This is a genomic window from Monashia sp. NPDC004114 (assembly GCF_053603855.1).
The window spans coordinates 22,211-46,337 of the sequence record NZ_JBSGGK010000032.1 but is presented as its reverse complement, the minus strand read 5'-3'; the positions used below and the strand labels follow the sequence as shown (position 1 = coordinate 46,337).

Here is a 24,127-nt window from a genome sequence, read left to right as displayed (position 1 = left end):
TCCACCCGCACCAACGTGCCCGGCGTGTTCGCCGCCGGCGACCTGGTCGACCACACCTACCGGCAGGCCATCACCGCCGCCGGCACCGGCTGCGCGGCCGCGCTGGACGCCGAGCACTACCTCGCCGCCCTGGCCGACACCACCACCCCCGAGGCCGCCGCCGAAGAAGCCCGCCTCATCGACGAGACCGACTCCGGCGCGATCCCGACCCTGCGCGACGCGACCGACTCGACCGTCGGTGTCAACGCCTAGCCTCGACGCAGCCGAAGACCTCCTCACGCACATCCAGCGACCGCGAGCCCAGCGGCATACGGAAAAGGAAACTCCATGGCACTGAAGAACACGACCGACGCCACCTTCGCCGACGACGTCCTCATGAGCGAGAAGCCCGTGCTCGTCGACTTCTGGGCGACGTGGTGCGGGCCGTGCCGCAAGGTCGCCCCGATCCTCGAGGAGATCAACGAGCAGTACGGCGACAAGATCGAGATCGTCAAGCTCGACACCGACGAGAACGTCGACACCGCTGCCCGCTATGGCGTCGTCTCGATCCCGACGCTCAACGTGTACGTCAAGGGCCAGGTCGTCAAGTCGATCGTCGGCGCTCACCCGAAGCCGAAGCTGCTGCGTGAGCTCGAGGAGTTCATCGCCTGACCAGGTGCGACTGGGGGTGGTCTGCCACGCTGGACTGCGGGCGCCACCCCCTTGGCGTACTACGCTGCAACACGGCCCCCGACGAGCCCGACCCCTTCGCGAAGCCAGCTGCACCCCGGCTCGGGCCCTCCCAAAGGAAGGAGCCGAGATGACCCCTCCACAGTTCGTCGTGCTCCGACGCGGTGACTCGGGCCCAGCGGTGGCGGCGGTCTGCGAGCGCCTCGTCCTGTCAGGAGACCTGCCCGGCGGTCCCGGCCACACGGACCGCTACGGCGACCCGATCTTCGACGAGCGCGTAGAGGCGGCGGTCAAGTCGTTCCAGCAGCGCCGCGGGCTGCTCGTCGACGGCGTCGTCGGCCGCTCGACCTATGCCGTCCTGGACGGTGCCCGGTGGACCCTCGGGGACCGTGTGCTGCGGTACATCCCGGAGCACTTCATCGAGGGCGACGACGTCGTGTCGCTCCAGTCCCGCCTCGCCGAGCTGGGGTTCACCCCGGGCAAGGTCGACGGCATCCACGGACCCAACACCGATGCCGGGGTGCGGGCTTTCCAGGCAGGGGTCGGACTCGTCCCGGACGGCACGGTCGGTCCCGAGACAATGCGGGCCTTCGCCGGGCTGACGAGGTCGGTGAGCGGCGGCTCCGCCAACGCACTGCGGGAGCGCGAGCAGATCAGGCGGTCGGGCTTCAGCCTCAGCGGGCGGACCATCGTGCTCGACCCGGGTCACGGCGGCGCCGACCGCGGCGTGCGCGGCGCCCGCGGGCTCGTCGAGGGTGTCCTGACGCTCGACCTGGCCCGCCGGATCGAAGGCCGGCTGTCCGCCTACGGCGTGAGCGTGGTTTTCACCCGCACCACCGCGACCGACGGCGGCTCCGACGAGGACCGCGCGGCCTTCGCCAACTCCTGCGATGCGGACCTCGTGCTGTCGCTGCACTCCGACCACTCGTCCACGGAGTCGGGCCACGGCGTGGCGACGTTCTTCTACGGCCATGCCGACGGGGTCGGCTGGTCGACGATCGGCGAGCACTTCGCCGACCTCCTGCTGCGCGAGGTGGTGGCCCGCACCGGCCTGACCGACTGCCGCTCGCACGCCCGCACCTGGCCGCTGCTGCGGCATACCAGGATGCCAGCGGTGCGGCTCGACATCGGGTACCTCAACCACGCAGGCGACGCGTCCGCGCTGGCTGACCACCACACGCTCGACCACATGGCGGAGGCCGTCGTCGTCGCCCTGCAGCGCGTCTACCTCGGCGAGGCCGACACGGCCCGCACCGGAGTGCTGCGGCTCGACGACCTGCGCCGACACCTCGATGCGATGCGCAGCGCGGAGGCCGTGGGCGGGCCCGGGCCGCTCCGGGCCGGCCGGACGGGCTCCTGACCCTCAGGGGCTGTCGACCGAGCGCGCCCGGCTGGGCCCGTGCGGATGCGTCTCGGGCACGGGTCGCACTCCCGGGATCCGGCCGAGTGCTCGCGTGATCGCGGCTGCCGCCTCGTCCTTGAGCGTGACGACCGTGCGCAGGTCGATCCGCATCCGCGGGTATGCCGGGTGGTCGCGCTCGACTCGGAACCCGGCCTTCTCGAGGAATCCGACGTCGAGCACGCAGGTGTGGCGTCCCACCGCGAGGGGCCGCGCGGCCACGACATCGAGCGACCGGCCGCGCCGCCGCAGGGCGTCCTTCGCCGCCGACTGGACGAGGGACTTGCGCAGGCCGCGGCCGGCATCCGGGCCGGCCGTGGTCGCGGTGACGAGCATGAGGGTGGCCGGGTCAGCGGGTGATGTCGGGAACGCGGCGAGCCGCGCGACGTGGCGAGCCGGGGCGACGAGGACGTGTCCGACCGGCCGGCCGTCGACATAGGCGACCCGGCCGGGCGGACCCCAGTCGCCGGTCACGGCCTCGACCCACTCGGCGAGGAGCTCGAGCGGGTCGGCCGGGCCGGCGTGGCCGTTTCGCGGCACGGTCTGCCAGAACGTACAGGGCGCACAGTCACCGACGAGGTCGCCGACGCGCTCGGGCGTCAACGGCTGGAGCTCGCGCATCGCACCTCCCGCCTGATCGCCTGCATGACCCCATTCTGGCCTGACTGCCCGCCCGGTGACCTCCTGGCCCCCGGCCCGCTCGCCGGGTGGACCCCGTCCCCCGGCGGGCCTACCTCACGAGGAGACTGCCGCCTGCGTCCAGGTGACCCTGCGGCTGGCTCTCCGAGTCGCGTGGGCATCGGTACCCAGGTCCGTGACAACCTTCTGGTGCTCCGTCGCGTACTCATAGGACCGGCCGGCCATCAGGGCCGGCATCACCGGACAGGGGAATTCCTATGCGTACCAGCACGATCCGATGGCTCTGCACCGCGGGGATCGGCGCCTTGCCGATTCTTGCCCTCAGCTCGCCCGCTCACGCGGGCGGCGCGATCTCCGACCAGGACCTGCGCATGGCGTATGTGCAGTGGCTCGACACCGGGGGTGTCCCCGGGATGCTCGGGGGCAACGTCTACCGCGGCGTGGTCGCGGCGACCGACGACCTGGCCACTCCGGGACTTGACGCACCGTCCGGGCGCCTCGAGGCGTGGACCTGCCCGCCGGGGGTCGAGCCGCCCGCCCTCGGCGAGGTGGGGAACCCGGAAGCACCGCCGACGGAGTGCGCCTTCGAGGGGGCGCGCGACCTCGATCTCGACTCCGGCGTCCTCAGCGTGCGGCCGGCGCTCACCGGAGCACGACTCGTCGGGTCCGCCCGGGCCATCGACCCAGCTGGCGTCGCCGGTCCCACGGCAGTGGGCATCGACCTGACGTTCACGGCGACCAGCCCGCTCGTCACGGACACCCTGACGAACCACTGGGTCGACGAGACCGGCCGCCCGCACACCGCTCGCGTCACCGTCGCCCGCCGTGACGCGCAAGCCACCGGCTGGGTCGGCAGCGTGGCGGTCGGCAGCGCGGCCCAGCAGCTGACCGACCTCGGTTCACAGGTCGACCGGATCCACTGACCGCGCCCCACCGAGGCCTGCGTCGACGCACCGTCGACGCACCGTCGACGCAGGCCTCGCAGCAGGGGCGCCGGTCGCCGTCAGCTTCGGAAGAACTCCGCGAGTGCCGGCGCCAGCGTCGCCGCCGGCACCTCGTGGAAGCCACCCGGGAGCTCGACCGCGGTGGCGGTGGGCAGTGCCGCAGCGATGACCTGGGCCGAGTCGTGCAGCCAGGGCATCTGGGTGCCGCTGCTGCACACGGCCAGGAAGGGCACGGTCACCTTGGCGAACGTCTCGGTCGGCAGGCTCTGGTCGTCGCCGCCCAGGCACAGCCCGTCGTACCTGACCGTGTAGGTCAGTGCCAGCAGCGGCTCCCACGCGGGAGTGCCACGCATCCCGTCGACCATCTCGTCGGGCATGCCGACGGCCTTGGTGTTGAAGTAGCGCAGGATGCCCTCTCGGTCGCCCGCGGCCTCGAACCGCTCGAGCGTACCGATGTAGTCTTCGGGTGCCGGCGGCCAGGCTTCGGTGCGGAAGGGCACCTCGATCGCCGAGCCCTTGGTGATCGGCGCGCCCGCGGCGATGGCCTCGATGACGAGAGCGCCGCCGGACGAGACGCCGTACACGTATGCCGGTTCGCCCGTGCCGCTCGACGCGGCCGTGATCACGGCGGTCAGGTCCTCGACCTCCCGCCGGACGGCATACGGCTTGGTGTCGCCGCTGTCCCCGCGACCGCGACGGTCGTAGGTGACCCCGGTGAAGCCGAGCTCGCCGAGCGCCTCGGCGACGTCGCGGAACGAGCCGCGGTCGCAGAAGGCGCCGCCGACGATGGCGGCGACGGGGCCCGAGCCGTAGGCCTCGTACGCGATGGCGGTTCCGTCTGCTGACGTGGTCTGCTGCACGGTGCCGGTGCTGGTCTCGTTGGTGCTCATGTCAGTTCCTCTGTGTCGATACTGGGTCGCCGCCTCGCGCGGCGATGCCGTCGAGCCGCAGCTCGCTTGTCTCGTCCCGGTGGGTTCCGTCGGTGCCCACCTGCTTCTCGCTGATCGTGGGACCGTTCGTGATCACGTGGTAGAGCGCCATCGCGTGCCCGCGGCCGAGGCCGTGGTCGACGGCGAGCCAGTCGATGACGACGCCCGCCTTCGTCTGGGGGCCATAGCCCTTGGTGGCCGCCTCGTCGAGGAGCTGCTGCGGGGTGAGGCCGGTCTTCTTCTCGATCGTGTCCAAGTAGGCCTGGAAGGACATCGTGGCGCTCCTCGTGGTGAAGGTGGCTGGGGTTTCGGTGGTGACACCCTCATGTCGATCCGGGCGACGGCGATTCGACATTACGAATATCGAAAGGTCATACGATCACCGCTTCGTCGAGAACACCGTCCGCCGGTCCTCCTCGGGCACCGTCTCCATGAACTCCATGACCGACTCGGACAGGGCCGGCCAGCTCTTGTGCTGCTCGACGGGAGCGACCGTGCCCACGACCTGGTCCGCGTGCACCTCGATGAGGTTCCACGACTGCGGGCCGTCGACGCCCATGAGCAGCTCGCGTGGGGCACCGACGTCGTCGACATAGCTGATGCCACCCGCGACGTACACCGGTATACCGCCCAGTGTCCCGAAGCTCGTGACGTGCAGGTGACCGCTGAGGATGGCCCGCACATCCGTGTCGGCGAGGGCATCACGCAGCCGCTCGACGTCCTCGAAGTCGAGCAGCTGCATGACCGGCGAGCGGTAGGTGATGGGGGCGTGGTGGATGACGAGGATCGTGCCGTGCTCGGCCGGCGTCTCGAGCTCCCTTGCCAGCCAGGCATATTGGTCGTCGGAGAAGCCGCCGTGGTGAAACCCCGGCACGGCGGAGTCGAGGGCGATGATGCGCAGACCGCGCACGAGCGTGACGGTGTCATGCGGGTCGTCGGAGTCCTCGCCGTACAACGCCAGCGACATCGGCCGCCGCTCGTCGTGGTTGCCGCCCGTCAGGACGAGGGCGCAGCCGAGGCGCTCGACGACGGGGTCGACGATCTCGCTGAGCAGCGCGTAGGCCGCCGGGTCGCCGCTGTCGGCCAGGTCGCCGGAGATGACGAGCGCGTCGATGCTCTCGCCGGACGCCACGACGCGGGCGAGGGCCTTGCGCAGCTGTTCGGGGGTGTCGATGTGGCCGGCGAGCAGGCCCCCGCCGGCGATGAGATGGGTGTCGGACAGGTGGGCGAGCACGTGGGTCGGTGCCGGGCGCGAACCGCTGAGGGCCATGCGAGCAATCTATGCCGCCCGGTTGGGCCGGTGCGGCCGCAGCAGCCGCCGCGGTGGCCGTGAAACCGGCGTGAAGGCGTCGTGAAACCGGGACGGCCGACGCTGGAGCCATGACAACGACCACCGACATCCCGACCCACGGCATCGCCGCGGGCCGATCGCCCAGCGCGTCGTACGGCGATGCGCGCGGCACCGGCCCGGGCGGCGGAGCCACGCCCGCGGTCCAGGCCGAGGGACTCATCAAGCGGTTCAAGGACTTCACCGCCGTCGACGGCATCGACCTCACCGTGCGACCCGGCGAGGTCTATGGGGTCCTCGGCCCGAACGGCGCCGGCAAGACCACGATGTTGCGCATGCTGGCCACCCTCTTGTCCATCGACGGCGGCCACGCCGAGATCTTCGGCGTCGACGTCCAGCGCGAGCCGCACCGGATCCGCCAGCTCGTCGGCGTCACCGGGCAGTACGCGTCGGTCGACGAGAACCTCACCGCCACCGAGAACCTCGTCCTCTTCGGCCGCCTGCAAGGGCTCCCCCGCGCGAACGCCAAGGCGACCGCCGTCGACCTGCTCGAGAAGTTCGACCTCACCGAGGCCGCCTCGCGCCAGATCTCGCAGTTCTCCGGCGGCATGCGCCGGCGCCTCGACCTCGCCGCGAGCCTCATCATGCGTCCCCCGCTGATCTTCCTCGACGAGCCGACCACCGGGCTCGACCCGCGCACTCGCGGCCAGATGTGGGACACCATCCGGGCCCTCGTGGCCGACGGGTCGACGGTCCTGCTCACGACGCAGTACCTCGACGAGGCCGACCAGCTCGCCAGCCGGATCGCGGTCATCGACCACGGCCGCAAGGTCGCCGAGGGCACGCCCGACGAGCTGAAGTCGACCGTCGGCGACTCGACCCTGTCGCTGACGCTGCGCGACCAGGACCGGCTCGCGGAGGCCGCCACCCTCTCGAGCTCGGTGATCGGACTCGAGCCGGTCCTCAGCCCCGAGCGCGCACAGCTCCAGGTCCCGCTCGACCGTGCCGACCAGGCTGCCGAGCTGCTCGTCGCTCTGCGTCAGGCAGACATCTCCCTTGACGCGTTCAGCGTCAGCAAGCCCACTCTCGACGAGGTGTTCCTCGCCCTCACCGGCCACGACACGGGTGAGAACCAGACCGACGAGAACTCCACTGCCACAAGCGAGCCCGGCCCGACGGCATACCTCGATGGCAACCCGACCGACCGTGGCGAAGCTCGCGGCCGAACCCCCGAGGAGCACTCATGACCACCACGACTCTCGCTCCCACCGGCGGGGCGACGGCCATCGACCCCGGCTCGACCCGGGCCGCGGTGTCGCTGCGCGACACCGTTAGCCAGACGTTCACGATGGCCGGGCGCGCGCTGAAGAAGATGCGCCGCAACCCGGAGCAGTTCTTCGACGTCACGATCCAGCCGCTGCTCTTCACGGCGATGTTCGCGTACATCTTCGGCGGCGCCATCGCCGGCGACGTCCAGTCCTACCTGCCGATCCTCATCCCGGGCATGATGGCGCAGACCACCCTGACCGCGTGCATGGCAACGGGCGTGCAGCTCCGCGAGGACATGGACAAGGGCGTCTTCGACCGCTTCAAGTCGCTGCCCATCGCGCGCATCTCACCGCTCGCGGGGCCGATGGTGGCGGACCTCACCCGCTACGTCATCGCGAATGTGCTCACCATGCTGACCGGCATCCTCATGGGCTACCGCCCGGCCGGCGGCGTGCTCGGCGTCGTCGGCGCGATCCTGCTGGCGATCGTCGCCGGGTGGTCGCTCGCGTGGATCTTCGCGTGGGCCGGCACGATCTCGCGCAGCGCCCAGGCGGTCCAGGGCATCTCGATCATGATCCTGTTCCCGCTGACCTTCCTGTCCAACGCGTTCGTGCCCGTCGAGTCGCTGCCCGGGTGGCTCGGCACCTTCGTCAGCATCAACCCGGTGTCGCACGTCGTGTCCGCCGTGCGTGACCTCGCCAACGCCGGCTCCGTGACGGCCGACGTGGGCTGGGCGCTCGTCGGCTGCGCCGCGGTGGTCGCCATCTTCGCGCCGCTGTCGGTGCGGGCCTACCGCCGTCGCATGTGATCGCCCGGTGGTCGTTGCGCTGATCGCTTGCGGCACAAAGGCGCCCGCGACCCCATGGGTGGTCGCGGGCGCCGACGCCCATCGGCCGGTCCGACGTGGCAGGCTAGGTGCAGGAGGTGGCGACGATGCCGATCCCCAAGGCGATCACCCAGGTCAACAAGCGTTTCCTCAACAAGGGCATGGTGCACCTCGCCGGGCACGGGTGGTTCGTGGAGCTCGAGCACACCGGGCGACGGTCGGGGCGCACCTACCACGTGCCGATGATGGCCTTCGACGGCGGCGAGGTCGTCACGATCGCTCTCACCTATGGCTCCGGCGTCGACTGGCTGGCGAACCTGCGCGCCGCCGGTGGCGGCCGGATGCACCTGCGCGGGTCGGTGCTCACCCTCGGTATGCCGCGTGACCTCACGGAGGCCGAAGGCCTGGCCCGGATGCCGCAGCCGCCGAAGACGCTGCTTCCGATCCTCGGCTGCCATGAGTACGTGGAGGTCCCGGTCCTCCGCCGTATGCCGTTCACCGGCTGGTGAGTGCGCGGGGACGTCGGGTCTGCTGATCGGCGTCAGTTGCGCAGCAGACCGGCGTCGGCGAGCGCGGCCCGCGCGTCGTCGAGGATCTCGCGACCGCGCTGACCGGCATACTCGGCCTGCCAGTACGGCACCTGGCCCGGTGCGCGGTCCTGAGCCTCGGCGAGCGCCGTCTCCCAGGCCATCGTCGGGACGAAGCGCGAGTAGCCCAGCGCGTCGGCCATGACAAGGAGCTTCGCGCCCCGAGCCGGAGGGCACGAGTCGCGCAGCAGGCTCCAGACCCCCAGCGCGAAGAGGCCCATGCCGAGGACGGGCAGGTCGAGCAGTGGAGTCTGGGCATCGAGCACGCGCGTGACCTTGCGAGCGACCGAGTCCGCGTAGCGGCGACTGTCCTCGGCGGTGCCGTGACGGGCATGTGCCGTGAGGGCGACGGCCTCGCCGAACACCGCCCACGGCTCGAGCCCCGTCACCTCCTTCAGACCGGGCACCTGCAAGGTGGCGAGGTCCACGGCCAGCTGGTCGTATCGTCGCAGCGCGTTCGTCACGTCGCCGCGGGCCAGAGCGACCTCGGCCCGGGCTGCCCCGGTGACGACCCCGCCGCCGAACATCGAGGCGCCTTCGTAGCGGGAGAACGAGTCGAGGATCGCCTCGGCCTCGTCGATCCGGCCGTCGACGAGCGCATCCATCGCCACCAGCGTGTGGGCCTGGAGGAGGTCGTCGATCGACTCGAGACGTTCGAGCACCGGGATCGCGCGGCGGGCATGCTCAGCGGCCACGCCGAAGTAGCCGAGCTGGGCGTTCATCTGGGCGAGCTGGGTGTTGAGCAGCGCCTCGCCCCACGGACCCATCGCCGATCGGCTCTGACCGCCGACGGCGATCGCGAGCGCGGCAGACGCGTCCTCGAGCGCTCCCTGAGGGTCACCCGAGTTCTCCTGGAGATGCGATCGCCATTGCAGGGCGAGCGACGCAGTCAGCGGGTCGCGGTCCTCCCCGAGCACCCGGAGGCGGTCGGCGACGACCGTCTCGGCCTGGCTGGGCTCGACGTCGTCCATGTCCGGTGCGTAGACGGCGAGCAGGACCCGGGTCGCGGCCCGGGTGAAGCTCGGGATCTCGCCCGCTCCGAGCTCTCGCAGCAGCGCCAGCGCGCCCGGTGTCTCGATGCCGACGACCGTGGAGTTGGTGACGAGGATGACGACCGCCGTGCGCGTCGTCTCGACGAGCCCGTCCGGTGGCCTCCACCCGTCGAGGGCCGCCTCGACCGCATCGGCCAGCGTGATCAGGCGCGGGTTGTCGCCACGGATAGCCCAGAAGCCGCCGAGCCCCGCCACCAAGGCCACGACCGCCTCGGGGTCGGGCAGCGCCAGCGACCTGTGGAGGACGTCGGTGAGGTTGGCCTCCTCCCGACCGATCTCGTCTATCGCGTCGACCTGGTCCGGACCGTACAGCCGGGCAGCAGCTAGGGTTGCCAGTCCTGTGGCCCAGTTTCGTTGGGCTGCAAGGGCGTCCGCCTCGTCATCGGATGCGGTGAGCTGGAGCCTGCCGAAGTCGCGGACCGTCTCGAGCATCCGGTACCGCACCCCGTCCTCGAGGTCGCGGACCACGACCAGAGACTGGTCGGCCAGCAGCTCGATCGAGGTCAGGGCGGCGTCCCCCAGCAGCGCTTCGGCCGACTGAAGCGTGAACCCGTCGTGGAAGACCGACAGACGACGCAGCGCGCGCCGCTCGGGCCCGGCGAGCAGGTTCCACGACCAGTCGATCACCGCGAGCAGGGTCTGGTGGCGGTCGGGTGCCGAGCGATCGCGGCCGCGCAGCAGGGCGAACCGGTCGCTGAGGCGCCGTTCGATGTCCTCGACCGACATGGCTCGCACCTTGGCGGCGGCCAGCTCGATCGCCAGGGGCAGCCCATCGAGCCGGGCGACCACCGCACGGACGGCGTCCGGGTGAAGCGCGACGCCGGGTCGCGCGGCCCTGGCGCGCAGCCGGAACAGGTCTGCGGCGTCCTGTGGGTTCAGCTCGCCGAGGGCGTAGACGTGCTCGGCCGCGATCCCGAGCGGTGCCCGTGATGTCGTCAGGACGGCGACGTCACGACAGGTTGCGACGAGGTAGGCGACGAGATCCGCAACGGCCTCGATGACGTGCTCGCAGTTGTCGAGGATGAGCAGGGTCGGCGTGCGGTCGAGCTGCTGTGCGATCTGCGCCTGGACGTCGGCACGCTGTCGTGGCGTGAGCGTTCGGCGGCCGACAACCGAGTCGCGCACCCCGAGGGCTGAGCCGACCTCGCCGACGACGTCCTCGGACGTGGTCACGCCGACCAGCTCGACGAAGTGCACCACCGACTGCTCCGCGGTGGCACCGATGACGTGTGCGAGGCGGGTCTTGCCGAGGCCACCTGCCCCGACGATGGAGGTGACACGAACCGTGCGCACCAGCGCTCCGATGCTGCTGAGGTCGTCGGCGCGACCGAGCAGCTCGGTCGCTGAGTGCCGAATCCCTTGTCGCACAGGATGGTCCGCGTCGAGAAGCTGTTGGTGGATCCGGGCGAGGCGCGGAGCCGGGTCGGTGCCGAGGCGCTCGGCCAGGTCGCGACGGTGCGCCTCGTAGCGCGTCAGGGCTGCCGCCGGGCCCACGACGGCGGCCTCGCTGGTCAGGAGTGTAGCCATGACCTCGTCGTCATCCGGGTCGGCCTCGGCCGCGGTGACGAGCTGCGGCAGTGCGTCGTTGTGGTCACCGAGAGCTGCCGTGGCCAGGGCCAGGGTCCGGCGAGCGGACCGCCCGTGTCTGCGGGCGGAGCTGCGGACGTCGGCGAGCGGCGCTGACTCAGCGGTGGGAGCAACGTTCAGGGCGATCGCGGTCCTCGCCAGGTCGGCCGCCTCGGCGGCGGCACCCGAGCGGAGGCGCTCGGCCGCGCTGGCGGCAAGCTCCTCGACCAGCAGGACGTCGACGTCCTCCCTCGACAGGCCGAGCCGGTAGCCCGCAGGACCTCGTTCGACGGCCGTCCGTTCCGTCATGGTTCGCGTCCGCGAGACGACCACCTGCAATGCTTTGGCCGGGTTCGTCGGCAGGTCGGCACCCCAGAGCTCGTCGATGAGCCGCTCATCACTGACCGGCTCGGGCGCGTGGGCGGCGAGCACGGCCAGCAGCGTCTGCACGCGGTCACCGACCAGCGGCCGGCCGCGCCAGGAGACTTCGTCACCGAGATTGAGCAGGGGCTGCACGGGGACAGCGTACGTTCGCCCACGCTCCCCCAGGCCGGGCCGTTGACGCGGGTGCTTCCCGCCGCAGACGTCATCCGGTCACGCGGTCAAGCGGTCTGACAGGACGGACACCAGTAGAGAGTTCGCCCGGCGACCTGGCGGTCGGCGATAGGCCCGCCACATCTCGGGCACGGCGCGCCGGTGCGCTGGTAGACCAGGAAGCGACGCTCGAAGTAGTCCCCCAGCCGCTCACCGGTCAGCCGATCGGTGATCGCCCTCGCCCGGCCACTCCGGCGGAGCCGTCGGGCCGCTTCGACCTGGTCGGGCATGGTGAGGATCTGGGAGAACGTGCGCCCGAGCGGCATGAGCAGCCTCAGGTCGTCCCACACCGCGCTCCAGGTCGCGTGCTCGAGCCTCGTGCCGGATGTCAGCGGATCGAGCGCGAGCCGATGGAGCACTTCGCAGCGGTAGACGTTGCCGACGCCAGCGATGATGGACTGGTCCATCATGAGCTCGGCGATTGTCTTGCGGCTCTGGTGAACTCGCGGCCAGGTCCGGTCGGGTCGCTGGTTGCGGCGGAGCGGATCCGGGCCGAGAGTGGCGACGATCTCCCGCTCCCGGCGCGCGTCGACAACCGTGCAGATCATCGGCCCGCGCAGGTCGGCCCAGTGCTCACGGCCCACGAGTCGGAGGCGGACCGTGGGCTGGGGCTCGGGTGGCGGCATACCCCCTCGGGGTTTGACCGGGAATGACCCGATGAGCCCGAGATGAACGTGTAGCGTCGCATCACCGATCTCGACGAACAGGTGCTTTCCCCACGCGTGCGCGCGCTCGAGGATGCGCCCGTCGAGCCGTTCAGCGTCGACGGCGAACCTGCCTTGCGGGCTCGAGGCGGCGACCGGGTGGCCACGGAACGCGCCGTTGAGTCGATCGGCCAGGGCGTGAATCGTGTGACCCTCCGGCACGTCTGGTCCTCCCGATCGCCGCTGTGGCGTTGCCTGCGCGACAGCGGATCCTGCGGCACCGCCTCCCTCACGTGCGCTGTGTCGATGGCAACGTGAAGATTTCTTGCAGAAGCGCAGGCTAGCGTGGAGCAGTCCGTGCATGACCGCAGGGGAGTCGATGACCGAGAAGACGTATGCCGAGCCCTCCGTGGTGGGGGTGGAGTCATCCGCGCCCGCACGGCCTGCCCGCGCCTGGCCTGGATGGCTCGTCCCGCTCGCCGCCATCGCACTGGTCATCCTCGTCACCGGTGTGTGGCTCCAGCTCACCCACCCGTTCATCCGGCACGACGACTGGGCGTTCACGCTCCGCAAGAACGACCCGGGCGGGCAGAACATCTTCAACCGCAACAAGTACGAAGGCCGCTGGCTCAACTGGCTCTACTGGCGCGTCCTCGGCCAGCGCACGTCCATCGTGGTCGCGTCCGCGATCTTCTTCACGTCGTATGCCGCGTACGTCTGGGGGATGGTGCGCCTCCTCGCGCTGCGGCGCGCGTGGCAGGTCTTCCTCGTCATGTTCACGTTCATGGTCTCCGGCGTGTGGATCATGCTCATCTACTGGCCGGCAACGCTTTCGGCATCGATGATCGTCGTTGCGGTTGGCGTATGGAGCCTGCCGCTGGCCCGACGGCACCGGTTCGCCCTGGCTGCGTGGATGCTGGTGTTCGTCAGCCTGGCCGTGCTGAGCTATCCCCCGGTCACCGCGTTGCTGCTCTTCGCGGTCGCCGTGACCGAGACCGGTGCATCGGTGCGGCGGCTCCTCGCCCTCGCGGTCTGGTTCGCGCTGTCGTACGGCTTCGGCGTCCTGCTCGTCTATACGTTCAACTGGCTGGCCTTCGGCCAGTTCGGCGTCACGATCTCCGTCTGGCGCAAGCCGAACCCGCTCCGGTCGTTGGCCGATCTCTCGGAGAACCTCGGGCGCGCCGGCGGCCAGCTGGCGCAGGACGCTGTCCTTGTCGGGCTTGCCGGAGTGGTTGGCCTGGCTTGCATCATCTGGGCGGTCGTCGACCGTAGAACTCGACGGCCTGCCAGCATCGTCCTCGGTGCCACGCTCATCGCCGCCGGTGTCGACAGCGCGCTGACGACGGTGTCCGGAGTGGTCACCGGCGACCGGGGCGCCCTGTGGCTGTGGCCTGCGGTGTGCATTCCAGCGGCGCTGCTGCTCAATGGTTTCCGCTGGTCTCGCGTCGCCGGCGTAGCGGCGCTCGTCGTGATCGCCGTGGTCGGGACCGTGATGTGGCGCACCGATCTCGATGCCCACCAGGCCACCCGTATCCAGTACGACGCCTTGGTCAAAGAGGGTGCGACGGTATCGGCGTCCCACCCCGGGATGCGTGTGGTGAAGTGGTCGCCCCCGCCGGAGCGCATCAAGACCGCCGGCAACATCACGGCGGTCACGGTGACGAACATGATGTGGGACCAGTACCGCATCTACCCGCAATGGTGCACACCCAAGGAGTGCACCAAGATCGCGGCTGCCGCTCAGAAGGATCCGAGCGCCAACGTGCTCGTTGTCGACAACGTCGTCGCCGTGCGGATCCCACGGCCGGCGCCCTGGCTGTGAGGGGTGCCTCGCGGCGCCCGCTCGAGGGTGCTCAACCAGTGGTCACTCGGTGGGCGCGGACATCCCCATCAGACCAAGAATGCGGCGCAGGTCCTCGATCGATGCGAACTCGACCGTGATCTTGCCCTTGCGCTGACCCAGCGCGATGTTGACCCTCGTCTCGAGGTGGTCGGAAAGGCCGACCGTGAACTGGTCCAGCTGAGGGTGGCGGGTGCCGGCACGCGGGCGTCGAGGCTTGGCCGGGGTGTCACCATCGCCAAGGGCCACCAGCTCCTCGACGGTGCGCACCGACAGCCCCTCGGCCACGATCCGCTGCGCCATGCGCTCCATCGAGGCGCCATCGCTGAGGCCCAGCAGCGCACGGGCGTGACCGGCGCTGAGCACGCCGGCGGCGACGCGGCGCTGGACGAGCGGCGGCAGCTTGAGCAGGCGCAGGGTGTTGGAGATCTGGGGGCGTGAGCGTCCGATGCGGGTCGCGAGCTCCTCGTGCGAGCAGCCGAAGTCGTCCAGCAGCTGCTGGTATGCCGCAGCTTCCTCGAGCGGGTTGAGCTGGCTGCGGTGCAGGTTCTCCAGCAGCGCGTCGCGCAGCAGGTCGTCGTCGCTCGTGTCCTTGATGATGGCGGGGATGACGCCAAGCTCGGCCGTCTGCGAGGCGCGCCATCTGCGCTCGCCCATGATGAGCTCGTACTTCTTGCCGTCCGCCGCTTCGACCTGGTCGCGGGGGATGCGCCGAACGACGATCGGCTGCAGCACACCGATCTCGCGGATCGAGTGAACGAGCTCGGCCATCTCGTCCTCATCGAAGACCGTGCGCGGCTGCTTCGGGTTGGGACGGATCGAGTCGATGTCGACTTCGGCGAACTCGGCGCCAGGGACGACGGCCAGTCCGGTCTGGTCGGCGGCCAGCGCCGCGGCGCCGTCCTGGGTGGACAGCACGGACGTGGCGCCGTGTCCGTTGGTGCCGATGTCGGCTGCGGACGGGGTGCCGTGGTCGCCCGTGGCGTCGGCGCTCTTCTGGTCGGGGAAGAAGACATCAACGGGTCGGTTGGTGCTCCCGCTCGGCGCGCTGGGGATGAGCGCTCCCAGACCCCGGCCCAGTGCTCGACGCTTCTCCGCCATCAGTCAGTCCCTCTGCCGTGATCTGACGCGTACCTCGCGTCCGGCGTTCAGTCTAGGTGCTCCGTGAGGGCGCGGCCTGCACGGATGCACAGTGTCGGGAACTCGAGTTTGGAGACGCTCCTGCCGTGTTTCACGTGAAACGTGGACCGATGCGAGTGGTGGAAGGCCTTGTGCCGTCTGATGGTTCGTCGCGAGCCGATGTGCCGGGTCACGCTGTCGATGCGTTGCCGGCGTTTCACGTGAAACACAGGATGAAGCCGAACGCCGGTCTGTTGCGCGTGAGCCCGACCGGCATCCGGTCGGGTCGTTCCTGATCCCGTTGTCCGGTGGCTGTGGACGCCGACGCGAATCGCCTTTGCCGGCCTTGAGCTGGCTTCGCCCGAGGGGGTGACTACATCGGCCGCTCCCCTGCGTGCGCATCGGCGCCGAGGCCGACGTGGTCGACTTCTCGGTCGAGCCGGGCCCGATTTGGTGACGGGCCTCGTTCGCTACGGCGTCGACTCTCGCCGCCTGGGGGACGGCCATGGCCGATGTGGCCAGACGTCGAGGTCGACCGTCCTGGTCTGGCCAGCGTTGGCGGACGCTGCCCGGCTCGCGCCGCACGCTCGCTCACCTCGCTCGTCCGCAGCGCGGCTCCGCGCGTCCCCCCGGGACACTGCCGAGGCTGGTTGCCAGCCCTCGGGGTGGCGTAGGTCGCCCAGGGCGGGGGGACTGGGGCGAGCTCAGTCGAGTCTTGGTGATCGCGATGGAGAGCAGCGCAAGGTCTCGCCGTCCCGTCCTCGCCCACGCAATCGACACGCTGGAAGAGCCGACCCGGCAGCGGATGGACGGACCCGGGCGGCGGACGATCAGATCGGGTCGCAGCTCGTGCTGGCGCCGCACGCCCGGTCCCGGGCGGGCGACGGTTGGCTCTGCAGCCGGCGCCACGCCGAAGAGGCGTTCGGGCTGCAATGGACTCCTGGGCGTCCAGCTCCTTCCCCATCGGAGCTTGCCCTGGATCGGGGACCTCCCATCGTCCGGTGAAGCCGATGCCTCGAAGCTCGCAGGGTAGGGACCCTCGCCAAGCGCGCCCGAACATCCGGGCGCGGACACGGTGGTCTCGGCCGCGCCCTGCTCCGGCTCGGGTGTTTCACGTGAAACAACAGCGTCCCAGCGGCCACTCTGGATCAGCTCTGCGACCGCAGGCTCGTCCCGCGACCCCCGGATCACGATCGACTTCGCCAAGCCAAGCTGCCGAGGCAACCTGGACATGCCCATCGGGGCGGCGTGCGACCCGTGCGAGGGGGACCTCGCCGCCTGATGGCTCTGCGGGGCCAGGCTGCCCAACCGGGCCCGGCCCGCCGTTTCACGTGAAACGCCCACCGGTGCAGACGGGCTCATGGTTCAACCTGCGGAACGGATGGGCTGACGCCGCCCAAGCCTGAGAGCTGTTTCCGTAGTCATCGACCTCGACAACCATGTCCCGCGTCGTCGCTGCGTTGCCGTGGGGCCAGCCGCCGGCGACCGTGACGGTGCCGGCGCGGACACTCCACGCCATCGGCGGTGGCGGCCACCAGACGGTTCGCGGGCACAGCGGGCGCATGATCAGTTCGCGGCGGAGCCGGACGACCTGGCCGATGACGCGGTAGCCGAGCTCCTGCCCCTCCGGGGCATGGCCAAAGCGACGGCATCCCAGCGCATCGTGAAGATCGTGCTGGGCACGTCCGACCGGGCGCCCTCGACGCGCGACAAGCGGTTCGCCGACCCGGCCTTGATGTCGAGTCGATGTCGCGGCACCCAGGTCCGCTGAAGCCGGCGCAATCGCACCCCGTGGTGCGGACTGGCCTTGGCCCGTTCTCACGGATACTCGTCACGGTGGTCTGGGGCCAGACACCACCACATTCACCGCCCGCCCGGCCGTTGGATCCCCTCCGGGGCGTGCGGGTGTCGATCCTGCGATCGACTCACTCGGGACGCGCCTCGTTTCACGTGAAACGCTTTGCGGCGCCGCGATGCTGCTGTCAATTCGCGAGAGGCGAACACGTCGTGGTCGCGACAGGCTGGCTCCCGCGCGAGCCCTCGGTCGCTGCGCGGCTCGCCGCCGTCGCCGGCCAGAGGGAGCCAACCACGCCGACGGACGGGCCTGGTCCATCACCCGATGGGCAGAGCCTGGCCGGCTCACTGCGCCGGCCACGCCGCGCCCGGATCCCAGCCAGCACCGCGTCCGGCTGGCCGGTCCAGGCCGGACGTCACGTCCCCAGTCTCGGGCGCTCGTTGCGCATCACCGGATCGCGCCACACCGCACCGAGGTGGCAGCCTGAGACGTGCCGACCCTCGGCGGGGTGACGACTGCGCCGCGGTGACGCCCGCGGTGACACGCCCGACTGATCGCTCTCAAACCCGTCACGTTGTCGCGCTCGCCCTCGTGGACCGGCACCGGGTCCGCCGAGCCGAGCCGTCCGTGCGCCCGCGAAGTCTCCAGAACGGGCGCGTCGCCTGCGGCATCACGGAGCGCCCGGAAGTCGACCCATGGCATCGACGCTTGCGTTGAACCGACGCGCACGTCGAACCTCACCCCACGGCGTCGTCCACATCATCACCACAGCGACGTCCACATCATCACCAGAGTGACAACCACATCATCACCAGAGTGACAACCACATCATCACCAGAGTGACAACCAGCGATGACCGGCGACAACGACCACCCATGTTCCCGGCCCGACACGGTTTCACGTGAAACGGGGCCGCCACCAGGTGGTGGCGACCCCGTGACGGGTAGTACGTCGCGCGTCAGACGCGACCCTGCGCGCCCCGGTCGGCGATCTCGCCGGCAGCCTCGAGGTAGGCAAGGGCACCACTGCTGGTCGGGTCGTAGGTCATGACCGTCTCGCCGAAACTCGGGGCCTCGGACACTCGTACCGAGCGGGGGACAGTCGTCCGTAGCACCTGCTCGGGGAAGTGCTCTCGGACCTCGTCCGCCACCTGCGCGGACAGCCTGGTTCGGCCGTCATACATCGTGAGCAAGATCGTCGAGACATGCAGCGGTGGGTTCAGGTGAGCCTTTACCAGCTCGATGTTCTTGAGCAGCTGCGACAGGCCCTCGAGTGCGTAGTACTCGCACTGGATCGGGATGAACACCTCGCTGGCCGCCACCATCGCGTTGACGGTGAGCAGGCCCAGGCTCGGCGGGCAGTCGATGAGGATGTAGTCGAAGGAATGTCCGGTCTCGGTGGCAGCGACGATCGCCTTCTGGAGGCGCGACTCGCGGGCGACGAGCGAGACCAGCTCGATCTCCGCTCCTGCGAGGTCGATGGTCGCCGGGGCACAGTAGAGGTTGTCAACCGTCGTGCACGGTTGGATCACCTCGAGCAGCGGCGTGCCTTCGACAAGGACGTCGTAGATCGAGGGCACCTCCGCGTGGTGGTCGATGCCGAGGGCGGTGCTGGCGTTGCCCTGAGGATCCAGGTCGATGACGAGCGCTCGGAGACCTGCCTGAGCGAGCGCGGCGGCCACGTTGACGGTCGTCGTGGTCTTTCCCACGCCACCCTTCTGGTTGGCCACGGTGAGGACGCGCGGGGCCGCCGGCTTGGGAAAGGGACGCCCTGTCAGCTGAATGCGTCGGTGTGCGTTCTCGGCCAGTTCTCGTGCATGCGGCGCGTCGTCGTCGTCGACACTGGGGGTCGTAGCAAGCGCATCTCGCTCGACCGTGCGGCTGCCGAAACGGTGTGCACCAATGCGGTCATCCACAGCGTTTTCCCCAACCTCTGAAATGCCCATTTCCCGTTCGGACGCCTCGATTTCGGCCCCGTCATCCACGGGGCTGTCCACAGGCTCACGGACGAGCAGGGAGTCTTCGGAAACGTCCGACAAGGGTTCCGTGCCACGGATGGAAGCACTCGCGGACACCATCCCGAGTGAGTCTCCGTCGAGGTCCGGTGGTGCGCTCTGCGCGACCGCATCCGTCAGCTCAGACCCCGCGCCGGGCACCTCCACCTCGACCACCTTCGCCTCATCCGGCTCCCCGTCGGGGTGCCCAGTCTCCGCCATCCGCTCGTCATCCGGCCCGAGCTCGGCCCCTGAGCCGGCTGCGTCGCCCGTCGCCACCAACGGCGCCATGGCGGGAGTGTCCATCAAACCTGCCGTCTGTTCCTGAGGCGCTGACGGCGCCTCGTGCCACCCGTCCGTCGGGTTGTGAAGATCCCCGCGTGCCGGATCACCCGCCGTGGCCGAGGGCTCGGCCGACTCCGGGCGGGTCACCGCTGCTGGCCGCTCGATGACGCCCGGTGCGACCACGGACACCGAGTCAGGTCCAGACGGCTCGTGCTCGTTCGCGGCGGGCGCGGTGGACTCCACGTCCCAGGCTGAGCCGCCACCTGGTGCCACAGACATCGGCGCGGCCTCCCCCCGCGCGACGTCCCCCCGCGCGACGTCCCCCCGCGCGCCGTCCCCCGGCGCGACGTCCCCCGGCGCGGTGCCCGCGGCCGCGGCCTCCCCCGGCGCGACCTCTGTGGACGCGGCATCCGCGATCGCCGAATCAGGCACCGTCTCCACCGCAGCACCTTCCCCCGGTGGAGTAGGCGCCGACGTGCCGCCCGTTTCACGTGAAACACCAAGCATGCGAGCCAGCCAGCCAAGTCGACGGTGCTCCGGACCGGGCTCTGGCTCGCTCGGCCATCCGAGGTTGGTCGACATCGTCACGAGGGGAGCACCTCCGGTCTCGGGGGTCGAACCGCAAGCCACGTCACGCGCAGCGGCCTACGAAAGGGTCTGGACACGATCATGGCTGATGACGACGGCGGGTGGTTGCCGCCGGGCCGGACTGGCGCGATCCGCCTCGCCGATCCGCCCGCCGGCGGGCCGAACCCGCGCTGCTCGTGGGCCGCGATCGAAAGCGTCGACGGTCCAGCGTTTCGCCGATGGTCGCGCGAAGCACGATCGTCGGCTCCTCCAACAGCCCGTCACCGTACTGCTCGACCGCCGCATCCACCACGCCGAGCCGAGTCAGTGCAGTTCTCGACTCTTCGAGCTCCGAGGCCGCTCGTGAGCCCTTGAGTGCCAGCAGGCTGCCCCTCGGCGTCAGCAGCGGAAGGGTCCACTCGGCCAGCTGCACGATGCCAGACACGGCCCGGGCGGTGACCCAGGGCGCCTCGATCCGGTCCCACATGGACTCGGCGCGAGCCGTGTGCACCGAGACGTTGGTCAACCCGAGCTGTGCCACCGTTCCGGAGAGCCACCCAGTGCGACGAGCGAGGGGTTCGACGAGATGGAGGTCCAGGTCCGGGCGCACGATGGCCAGGGCGAGGCCCGGGAGGCCGGCCCCTGACCCGATGTCGATGACCTGCTGCGCTTGACCGGTAGGCAGGATGGCGTCCGCAACGACCGCGCAGTTCAGCACGTGACGATCCCAGAGACGCGGCGCCTCCCGGGGCCCGATCAGACCGTGGCTGATGCCGGTGTCCGCCAGGATGGCGACGAACTCCTCGGCCAGCCCCAGCCGGTCGCCGAAGATCTGCGCCGCCACGGCGGGAGTCTCCGGCACGCCGGCCGGTCTGTCGGTGTCCTCGTCCACGCCCTACGCCTCCATCTCAGGACCAGCGATGCGGCGGCCCTCCAGAGGAGGCCACCGGTCACACGAAAGGAACGGGCGCTGCGACTCAGTCGCCGGCCGGCAGGATCACGACGTACCGCTTGGGCTCGACACCCTCGGACTCGGAGACCAGCCCGGCGGCGGCAACCTCGTCGTGCACGACCTTGCGCTCGAAAGCGCTCATCGGCTCCAGGGATCGCTGGGACCCGGACTCCTTGACCTCGGCGATGGCCTGCTTCGCGAGCGCAACGAGCGTGGACCGGCGCTGCGCCCGGTGGCCCGCGATGTCGAGCATGAGTCGGCTCCGCTCGCCCGTCTCGGCCTGAACCGCGAGCCGCGTCAGCTCCTGCAGCGCCTCGAGGACCTTGCCGTCAGCACCGACCAGGCGCCTGGGCACGCGCCCCTCCTCCGAGTCGACGATCGCCACGGCCGCACGGTCGCCGTCCACATCGACGTCGATGTCGCCGTCGAGATCGGCAATGTCGAGCAGCGTCTCGAGGAAGTCAGCCGCAACCTCGCCCTCACGCTCCAGCTGGCGCACGCGGGCCTTGCGGTCGACCTTCGCGGGCGATGCCTGCTCAGCCACAGCCTCGTCGCCCTCGCCGGCAGCGGCGGTCGGCGCTACTGAGTCGTCGTCGCGGTCCGACCCCGTAGCCGGCAGCTCCTCGTCGTCCGGCACATCCACGTCCGGCACATCCACGTCCGGCACATCGTGGCTCGCGAGGCCCTGCTCGTCGGATCCGCTGGCCGACTCGACCGAGTCTGCCTGGTCGTCCTGCGCGTCCGGATCGAGATGGGTTGCCTGCGTGTCGCTCATAGCGAGACTCCTTCGTTCATCACGGCTCACCGATCTGTGGAAAACTTTCGTTTTCGCAGGTCAGAGTCCTGATGGTCCTGTGGATAAGATGGTGGGTAACCGCTATCGCCGGGTCTTCGGCGGCGCCGTCTTCGAGCGCTTCTTACCCTTCGGCTGCTGCCGCTGGCCAGTCTTCGGCGCATCGGCCGGCACCGTCTCGGCGGCGCTGTCGAGACCGGGGACCGTGAGCTCCTCGAAGGTCTTGCCCTGGCGCTCCAGTCGCCTCCGCCGCGCTGCCTCGGCCTCCGACCCCGGAGCCGGCATGTTGCGGATGACGTAGAACTGCTGACCCATGGTCCACAGGTTCGTCGTGAGCCAGTAGATGAGGACACCGATCGGGAAGTTGATGCCGGAGATCGCGAAGAAGAACGGCATCACGTAGAGCAGCACCTTCTGCTGCTTCGCGAACGGGTTGTCGAGCGCAGCCGCCGGCATGTTCTTGCGCATCAGCTGGTACTGCGTCGTGAACGTCGTGGCCGACATGAGGACGATGAGAACGGCCGACAGGATCTTGACGTTGAGGTTGCCGTTGGCGGTGACGAAGCTGTCGGACAGGTGCACCCCGAAGATCGTCGAGCTCTCGATCTGTGCCGCGACCTGCTGCGTGATCGGCCCGATGCCGGGCTGTTTGCCCTCGGCCTGGGCCTTGAGGTTGTTGAGCAGCTGGAACAGTGCGAAGAAGAACGGGCTCTGGATGAGGATCGGCAGACAGCTGCTGAACGGGTTGGTCCCCGTGCGCCGGTAGAGATCCATGATCTCCTGCTGCTGCGCCTTCTGGGACTCCGGGTCGCGCTTGCCCTTGTACTTCTTCTGGATCTTCTGCATCTCGGGCTGGATGAGCTGCATCCGGCGCGAGGAGTGGATCTGCCTGACGAACAGGGGAATGAGCAGGATCCGGACGATCACGGTGAGGCCGACGATCGACAGCGCCCACGCCCAGCCGGACCAGTCCCCCTTGAGACCGAGGGTCTCGAAGAACCAGTGCCATCCGTACATGACCCATGCTTCACCGAGCTTGATCGGATAGAGCAGGGTGTTGAAGAACTCGCTCAACGTGCTTCCTCTGTCATCTGGTGCGGCGGCGACATCCGGCCGGACGGCCGCTCACCACTGGTCGGCAACGATATGCCGCTTGGTCAGGTCGTGTGATCTTGGTGCTCGTCCGCGTCGGCATCACGCGGACGAAAGTCCTCGGGCTTCCAGTCGTTGCGTTCGGCCCATGTCATCGGAACGGGGTCGACGCCGCCGGGGTTCCACGGATGACACCGCCCGAGCCGGCGAAGGGCCAGCCAGCCCCCGCGGATCGGGCCGAACCGCGTCAGGGCGGTGACGGCATACGCAGAGCAGCTGGGGTAGAAGCGGCAGCTGGGCGGGGACAGCGGCGAGATGAACCGCTGGTACAGCCGCACGCCGAGCACCAGCGGCGCGGCCAGGACCTGGTTGACGGTGACGCTCATCGCGCACACGCCTTCTCGATCTGCCGGCCGAGGGCCGAGTCGAGCTCGGCGAAGGTCGCCCCGGCAGCGGCCGGGTTGGCGCGCACGACGACGTCGAACCCCGACGGTATGCCGCTCAGCCGGGTCGCGGCGCCGGCGCGCAGGCGCCGCTTGGTGCGGTTGCGCACCACGGCGTTGCCGACGGCGCGGGACACAACAAAACCGACACGCGGCGGAAGATCCGCACGCGCATCGGTCCGGTTGGCATGCACGACGATGAGTCGCCCGCCTGCTCTGCTGGCGCCGGGCCCTCGGACTGCCGACGTGAAGTCCGCCCGGTCACGCAGGCGGTGACGTGCCGGCAGCACGTCGAGGCCCTCGGCGGCTCAGGCCGAGAGCTCGGCGCGGCCCTTGCGACGGCGGGCGGCGAGGATGGCGCGGCCGGCGCGGGTGCGCATGCGCAGGCGGAAGCCGTGCGTCTTGGCGCGGCGACGGTTGTTCGGCTGGAAGGTGCGCTTGCTCACGAGGATCTCCGTAGGTCGCGGGCGTCCGGTCGACGGGCATCGACCGCACTCCCGTGGGGTGGGGCTGGCTGTGGTCTTCGGCGACCGCAATCGGCAAGCCCGTGGAGTTCCGAGAAGGTGGTCCGGCCAGGGGCTCTGGCTGGACCCGGCGATCGGGGCCATGGGCATGCGAAAGAGGTCGCAGACACGCTCGGTCAACGATACGGGAGCCGCGGAAGGAGGGTCAAACCGGCCAGGTCGGTCCGCAGCGCCGAGCCCCAAACGACCGATCATCGGACGCGTCCGTCAGAATGCAAGACGACACGCCGAACAGTGCGAGGATCTGTGGACAAGCCGATTGTCAGGCCCGTCGGCGGGTTGTAGGTTTTCGAGCCTTACGAGCCTTGGCAAGCCATA

At 70.0% G+C, this 24,127-nt stretch carries 22 protein-coding genes and 1 pseudogene; 9 read left to right on the top strand and 14 right to left on the bottom strand.

What is annotated here, in order from left to right; all coding sequences use genetic code 11:
- The 3 genes and pseudogenes from ACWEOW_RS24620 to ACWEOW_RS24610 form a co-directional block, all read left to right on the top strand.
- Positions 1 to 252 (top strand): annotated as a pseudogene (locus ACWEOW_RS24620) (thioredoxin-disulfide reductase); the annotation flags it as partial.
- Between the two features lie 75 nt (positions 253 to 327).
- Positions 328 to 651 carry a thioredoxin gene (trxA, locus tag ACWEOW_RS24615; protein WP_452271889.1) on the top strand — a complete coding sequence of 108 codons (324 nt, stop codon included), beginning with the start codon at positions 328 to 330 and terminating at the stop codon, positions 649 to 651.
- Between the two features lie 148 nt (positions 652 to 799).
- A complete protein-coding gene (locus tag ACWEOW_RS24610; RefSeq protein WP_452271888.1) occupies positions 800 to 2,029 on the top strand; it encodes an N-acetylmuramoyl-L-alanine amidase in 1,230 nt (409 codons plus the stop codon).
- A 3-nt stretch (positions 2,030 to 2,032) separates the two neighbouring features.
- Here the strand turns inward: ACWEOW_RS24610 and ACWEOW_RS24605 are convergent, their stop codons facing one another.
- A complete protein-coding gene (locus ACWEOW_RS24605; protein ID WP_452271887.1) occupies positions 2,033 to 2,689 on the bottom strand; it encodes a GNAT family N-acetyltransferase in 657 nt (218 codons plus the stop codon).
- 275 nt (positions 2,690 to 2,964) lie between these two features.
- On the opposite strand from ACWEOW_RS24605, the gene ACWEOW_RS24600 reads away from it, so the two are divergent.
- On the top strand, positions 2,965 to 3,630 hold the full coding sequence (locus ACWEOW_RS24600) for a hypothetical protein (RefSeq protein ID WP_452271886.1): 666 nt from the start codon (positions 2,965 to 2,967) through the stop codon (positions 3,628 to 3,630).
- A gap of 80 nt (positions 3,631 to 3,710) precedes the next feature.
- On the opposite strand, the gene ACWEOW_RS24595 is transcribed toward ACWEOW_RS24600, so the two are convergent.
- The 3 genes from ACWEOW_RS24595 to ACWEOW_RS24585 all read right to left on the bottom strand — a co-directional run bounded on the left by ACWEOW_RS24595 (position 3,711) and on the right by ACWEOW_RS24585 (position 5,850).
- Positions 3,711 to 4,541 carry an alpha/beta fold hydrolase gene (locus ACWEOW_RS24595; RefSeq protein WP_452271885.1) on the bottom strand — a complete coding sequence of 277 codons (831 nt, stop codon included), beginning with the start codon at positions 4,539 to 4,541 and terminating at the stop codon, positions 3,711 to 3,713.
- Between the two features lies 1 nt (position 4,542).
- The gene (locus tag ACWEOW_RS24590) at positions 4,543 to 4,854 is read right to left on the bottom strand and encodes a DUF4287 domain-containing protein (protein WP_452271884.1); all 312 of its coding nucleotides are present in this window, start codon (positions 4,852 to 4,854) and stop codon (positions 4,543 to 4,545) included.
- A 105-nt stretch (positions 4,855 to 4,959) separates the two neighbouring features.
- The gene (locus ACWEOW_RS24585; protein ID WP_452271883.1) at positions 4,960 to 5,850 is read right to left on the bottom strand and encodes a metallophosphoesterase; all 891 of its coding nucleotides are present in this window, start codon (positions 5,848 to 5,850) and stop codon (positions 4,960 to 4,962) included.
- A gap of 110 nt (positions 5,851 to 5,960) precedes the next feature.
- Between ACWEOW_RS24585 and ACWEOW_RS24580 the strand changes: the two genes are divergently transcribed.
- The 3 genes from ACWEOW_RS24580 to ACWEOW_RS24570 all read left to right on the top strand — a co-directional run bounded on the left by ACWEOW_RS24580 (position 5,961) and on the right by ACWEOW_RS24570 (position 8,472).
- Complete coding sequence (locus ACWEOW_RS24580) at positions 5,961 to 7,115, top strand: ATP-binding cassette domain-containing protein (protein ID WP_452271882.1); 1,155 nt, start codon at positions 5,961 to 5,963, stop codon at positions 7,113 to 7,115.
- Entirely contained in the window at positions 7,112 to 7,945 is an 834-nt protein-coding gene (locus ACWEOW_RS24575) for an ABC transporter permease (protein ID WP_452271881.1), read from the top strand. The genes ACWEOW_RS24580 and ACWEOW_RS24575 overlap by 4 nt, the downstream gene beginning before the upstream one ends.
- A gap of 125 nt (positions 7,946 to 8,070) precedes the next feature.
- Positions 8,071 to 8,472 carry a nitroreductase family deazaflavin-dependent oxidoreductase gene (locus ACWEOW_RS24570; protein WP_452271880.1) on the top strand — a complete coding sequence of 134 codons (402 nt, stop codon included), beginning with the start codon at positions 8,071 to 8,073 and terminating at the stop codon, positions 8,470 to 8,472.
- A 32-nt stretch (positions 8,473 to 8,504) separates the two neighbouring features.
- Here the strand turns inward: ACWEOW_RS24570 and ACWEOW_RS24565 are convergent, their stop codons facing one another.
- Positions 8,505 to 11,684 carry a BTAD domain-containing putative transcriptional regulator gene (locus tag ACWEOW_RS24565; RefSeq protein ID WP_452271879.1) on the bottom strand — a complete coding sequence of 1,060 codons (3,180 nt, stop codon included), beginning with the start codon at positions 11,682 to 11,684 and terminating at the stop codon, positions 8,505 to 8,507.
- 86 nt (positions 11,685 to 11,770) lie between these two features.
- Positions 11,771 to 12,628, bottom strand: coding sequence for an Fpg/Nei family DNA glycosylase (locus ACWEOW_RS24560; protein ID WP_452271878.1), 858 nt, complete (start codon positions 12,626 to 12,628; stop codon positions 11,771 to 11,773).
- 139 nt (positions 12,629 to 12,767) lie between these two features.
- On the opposite strand from ACWEOW_RS24560, the gene ACWEOW_RS24555 reads away from it, so the two are divergent.
- Complete coding sequence (locus ACWEOW_RS24555) at positions 12,768 to 14,228, top strand: hypothetical protein (protein WP_452271877.1); 1,461 nt, start codon at positions 12,768 to 12,770, stop codon at positions 14,226 to 14,228.
- 42 nt (positions 14,229 to 14,270) lie between these two features.
- Here the strand turns inward: ACWEOW_RS24555 and ACWEOW_RS24550 are convergent, their stop codons facing one another.
- Positions 14,271 to 15,347 (bottom strand): ParB/RepB/Spo0J family partition protein, encoded by a 1,077-nt coding sequence (locus ACWEOW_RS24550; protein ID WP_452271876.1) that lies wholly within the window; start codon positions 15,345 to 15,347, stop codon positions 14,271 to 14,273.
- A gap of 1,651 nt (positions 15,348 to 16,998) precedes the next feature.
- On the opposite strand from ACWEOW_RS24550, the gene ACWEOW_RS24545 reads away from it, so the two are divergent.
- Positions 16,999 to 17,136 (top strand): hypothetical protein, encoded by a 138-nt coding sequence (locus ACWEOW_RS24545; protein ID WP_452271875.1) that lies wholly within the window; start codon positions 16,999 to 17,001, stop codon positions 17,134 to 17,136.
- Positions 17,137 to 18,118: 982 nt separating this feature from the next.
- Here the strand turns inward: ACWEOW_RS24545 and ACWEOW_RS24540 are convergent.
- The 7 genes from ACWEOW_RS24540 to rpmH all read right to left on the bottom strand — a co-directional run bounded on the left by ACWEOW_RS24540 (position 18,119) and on the right by rpmH (position 23,731).
- Complete coding sequence (locus tag ACWEOW_RS24540) at positions 18,119 to 19,879, bottom strand: AAA family ATPase (RefSeq protein ID WP_452271874.1); 1,761 nt, start codon at positions 19,877 to 19,879, stop codon at positions 18,119 to 18,121.
- A 226-nt stretch (positions 19,880 to 20,105) separates the two neighbouring features.
- Complete coding sequence (gene rsmG, locus ACWEOW_RS24535; protein WP_452271873.1) at positions 20,106 to 20,897, bottom strand: 16S rRNA (guanine(527)-N(7))-methyltransferase RsmG; 792 nt, start codon at positions 20,895 to 20,897, stop codon at positions 20,106 to 20,108.
- An 85-nt stretch (positions 20,898 to 20,982) separates the two neighbouring features.
- On the bottom strand, positions 20,983 to 21,732 hold the full coding sequence (locus tag ACWEOW_RS24530) for a Jag family protein (protein ID WP_452271872.1): 750 nt from the start codon (positions 21,730 to 21,732) through the stop codon (positions 20,983 to 20,985).
- Between the two features lie 102 nt (positions 21,733 to 21,834).
- Positions 21,835 to 22,824 (bottom strand): membrane protein insertase YidC, encoded by a 990-nt coding sequence (gene yidC / locus ACWEOW_RS24525; RefSeq protein ID WP_452271871.1) that lies wholly within the window; start codon positions 22,822 to 22,824, stop codon positions 21,835 to 21,837.
- Positions 22,825 to 22,907: 83 nt separating this feature from the next.
- Positions 22,908 to 23,228, bottom strand: a complete 321-nt coding sequence (yidD, locus tag ACWEOW_RS24520; RefSeq protein WP_452271870.1) for a membrane protein insertion efficiency factor YidD — start codon at positions 23,226 to 23,228, stop codon at positions 22,908 to 22,910.
- Entirely contained in the window at positions 23,225 to 23,575 is a 351-nt protein-coding gene (gene rnpA, locus ACWEOW_RS24515; protein WP_452271869.1) for a ribonuclease P protein component, read from the bottom strand. The genes yidD and rnpA overlap by 4 nt, the downstream gene beginning before the upstream one ends.
- An 18-nt stretch (positions 23,576 to 23,593) precedes the next feature.
- The gene (gene rpmH, locus ACWEOW_RS24510) at positions 23,594 to 23,731 is read right to left on the bottom strand and encodes a 50S ribosomal protein L34 (RefSeq protein ID WP_010849920.1); all 138 of its coding nucleotides are present in this window, start codon (positions 23,729 to 23,731) and stop codon (positions 23,594 to 23,596) included.
- Positions 23,732 to 24,127: the final 396 nt, after the last annotated feature.

Excerpts from the sequence above, each read along its gene's own strand:
- ACWEOW_RS24590 (WP_452271884.1), bottom strand. The coding sequence starts at position 4,854 with ATGTCCTTCCAGGCCTACTTGGACACGATCGAGAAGAAGACCGGCCTC.
- ACWEOW_RS24575 (WP_452271881.1), top strand. The coding sequence starts at position 7,112 with ATGACCACCACGACTCTCGCTCCCACCGGCGGGGCGACGGCCATCGAC.
- yidD (WP_452271870.1), bottom strand. The coding sequence starts at position 23,228 with ATGAGCGTCACCGTCAACCAGGTCCTGGCCGCGCCGCTGGTGCTCGGC.
- ACWEOW_RS24580 (WP_452271882.1), top strand. The coding sequence starts at position 5,961 with ATGACAACGACCACCGACATCCCGACCCACGGCATCGCCGCGGGCCGA.
- ACWEOW_RS24570 (WP_452271880.1), top strand. The coding sequence starts at position 8,071 with ATGCCGATCCCCAAGGCGATCACCCAGGTCAACAAGCGTTTCCTCAAC.
- ACWEOW_RS24600 (WP_452271886.1), top strand. The coding sequence starts at position 2,965 with ATGCGTACCAGCACGATCCGATGGCTCTGCACCGCGGGGATCGGCGCC.
- ACWEOW_RS24555 (WP_452271877.1), top strand. The coding sequence starts at position 12,768 with ATGACCGCAGGGGAGTCGATGACCGAGAAGACGTATGCCGAGCCCTCC.
- ACWEOW_RS24595 (WP_452271885.1), bottom strand. The coding sequence starts at position 4,541 with ATGAGCACCAACGAGACCAGCACCGGCACCGTGCAGCAGACCACGTCA.
- ACWEOW_RS24605 (WP_452271887.1), bottom strand. The coding sequence starts at position 2,689 with ATGCGCGAGCTCCAGCCGTTGACGCCCGAGCGCGTCGGCGACCTCGTC.
- ACWEOW_RS24550 (WP_452271876.1), bottom strand. The coding sequence starts at position 15,347 with ATGGCGGAGAAGCGTCGAGCACTGGGCCGGGGTCTGGGAGCGCTCATC.
- trxA (WP_452271889.1), top strand. The coding sequence starts at position 328 with ATGGCACTGAAGAACACGACCGACGCCACCTTCGCCGACGACGTCCTC.
- ACWEOW_RS24530 (WP_452271872.1), bottom strand. The coding sequence starts at position 21,732 with ATGAGCGACACGCAGGCAACCCATCTCGATCCGGACGCGCAGGACGAC.
- ACWEOW_RS24585 (WP_452271883.1), bottom strand. The coding sequence starts at position 5,850 with ATGGCCCTCAGCGGTTCGCGCCCGGCACCGACCCACGTGCTCGCCCAC.
- ACWEOW_RS24610 (WP_452271888.1), top strand. The coding sequence starts at position 800 with ATGACCCCTCCACAGTTCGTCGTGCTCCGACGCGGTGACTCGGGCCCA.
- ACWEOW_RS24545 (WP_452271875.1), top strand. The coding sequence starts at position 16,999 with ATGGCCAAAGCGACGGCATCCCAGCGCATCGTGAAGATCGTGCTGGGC.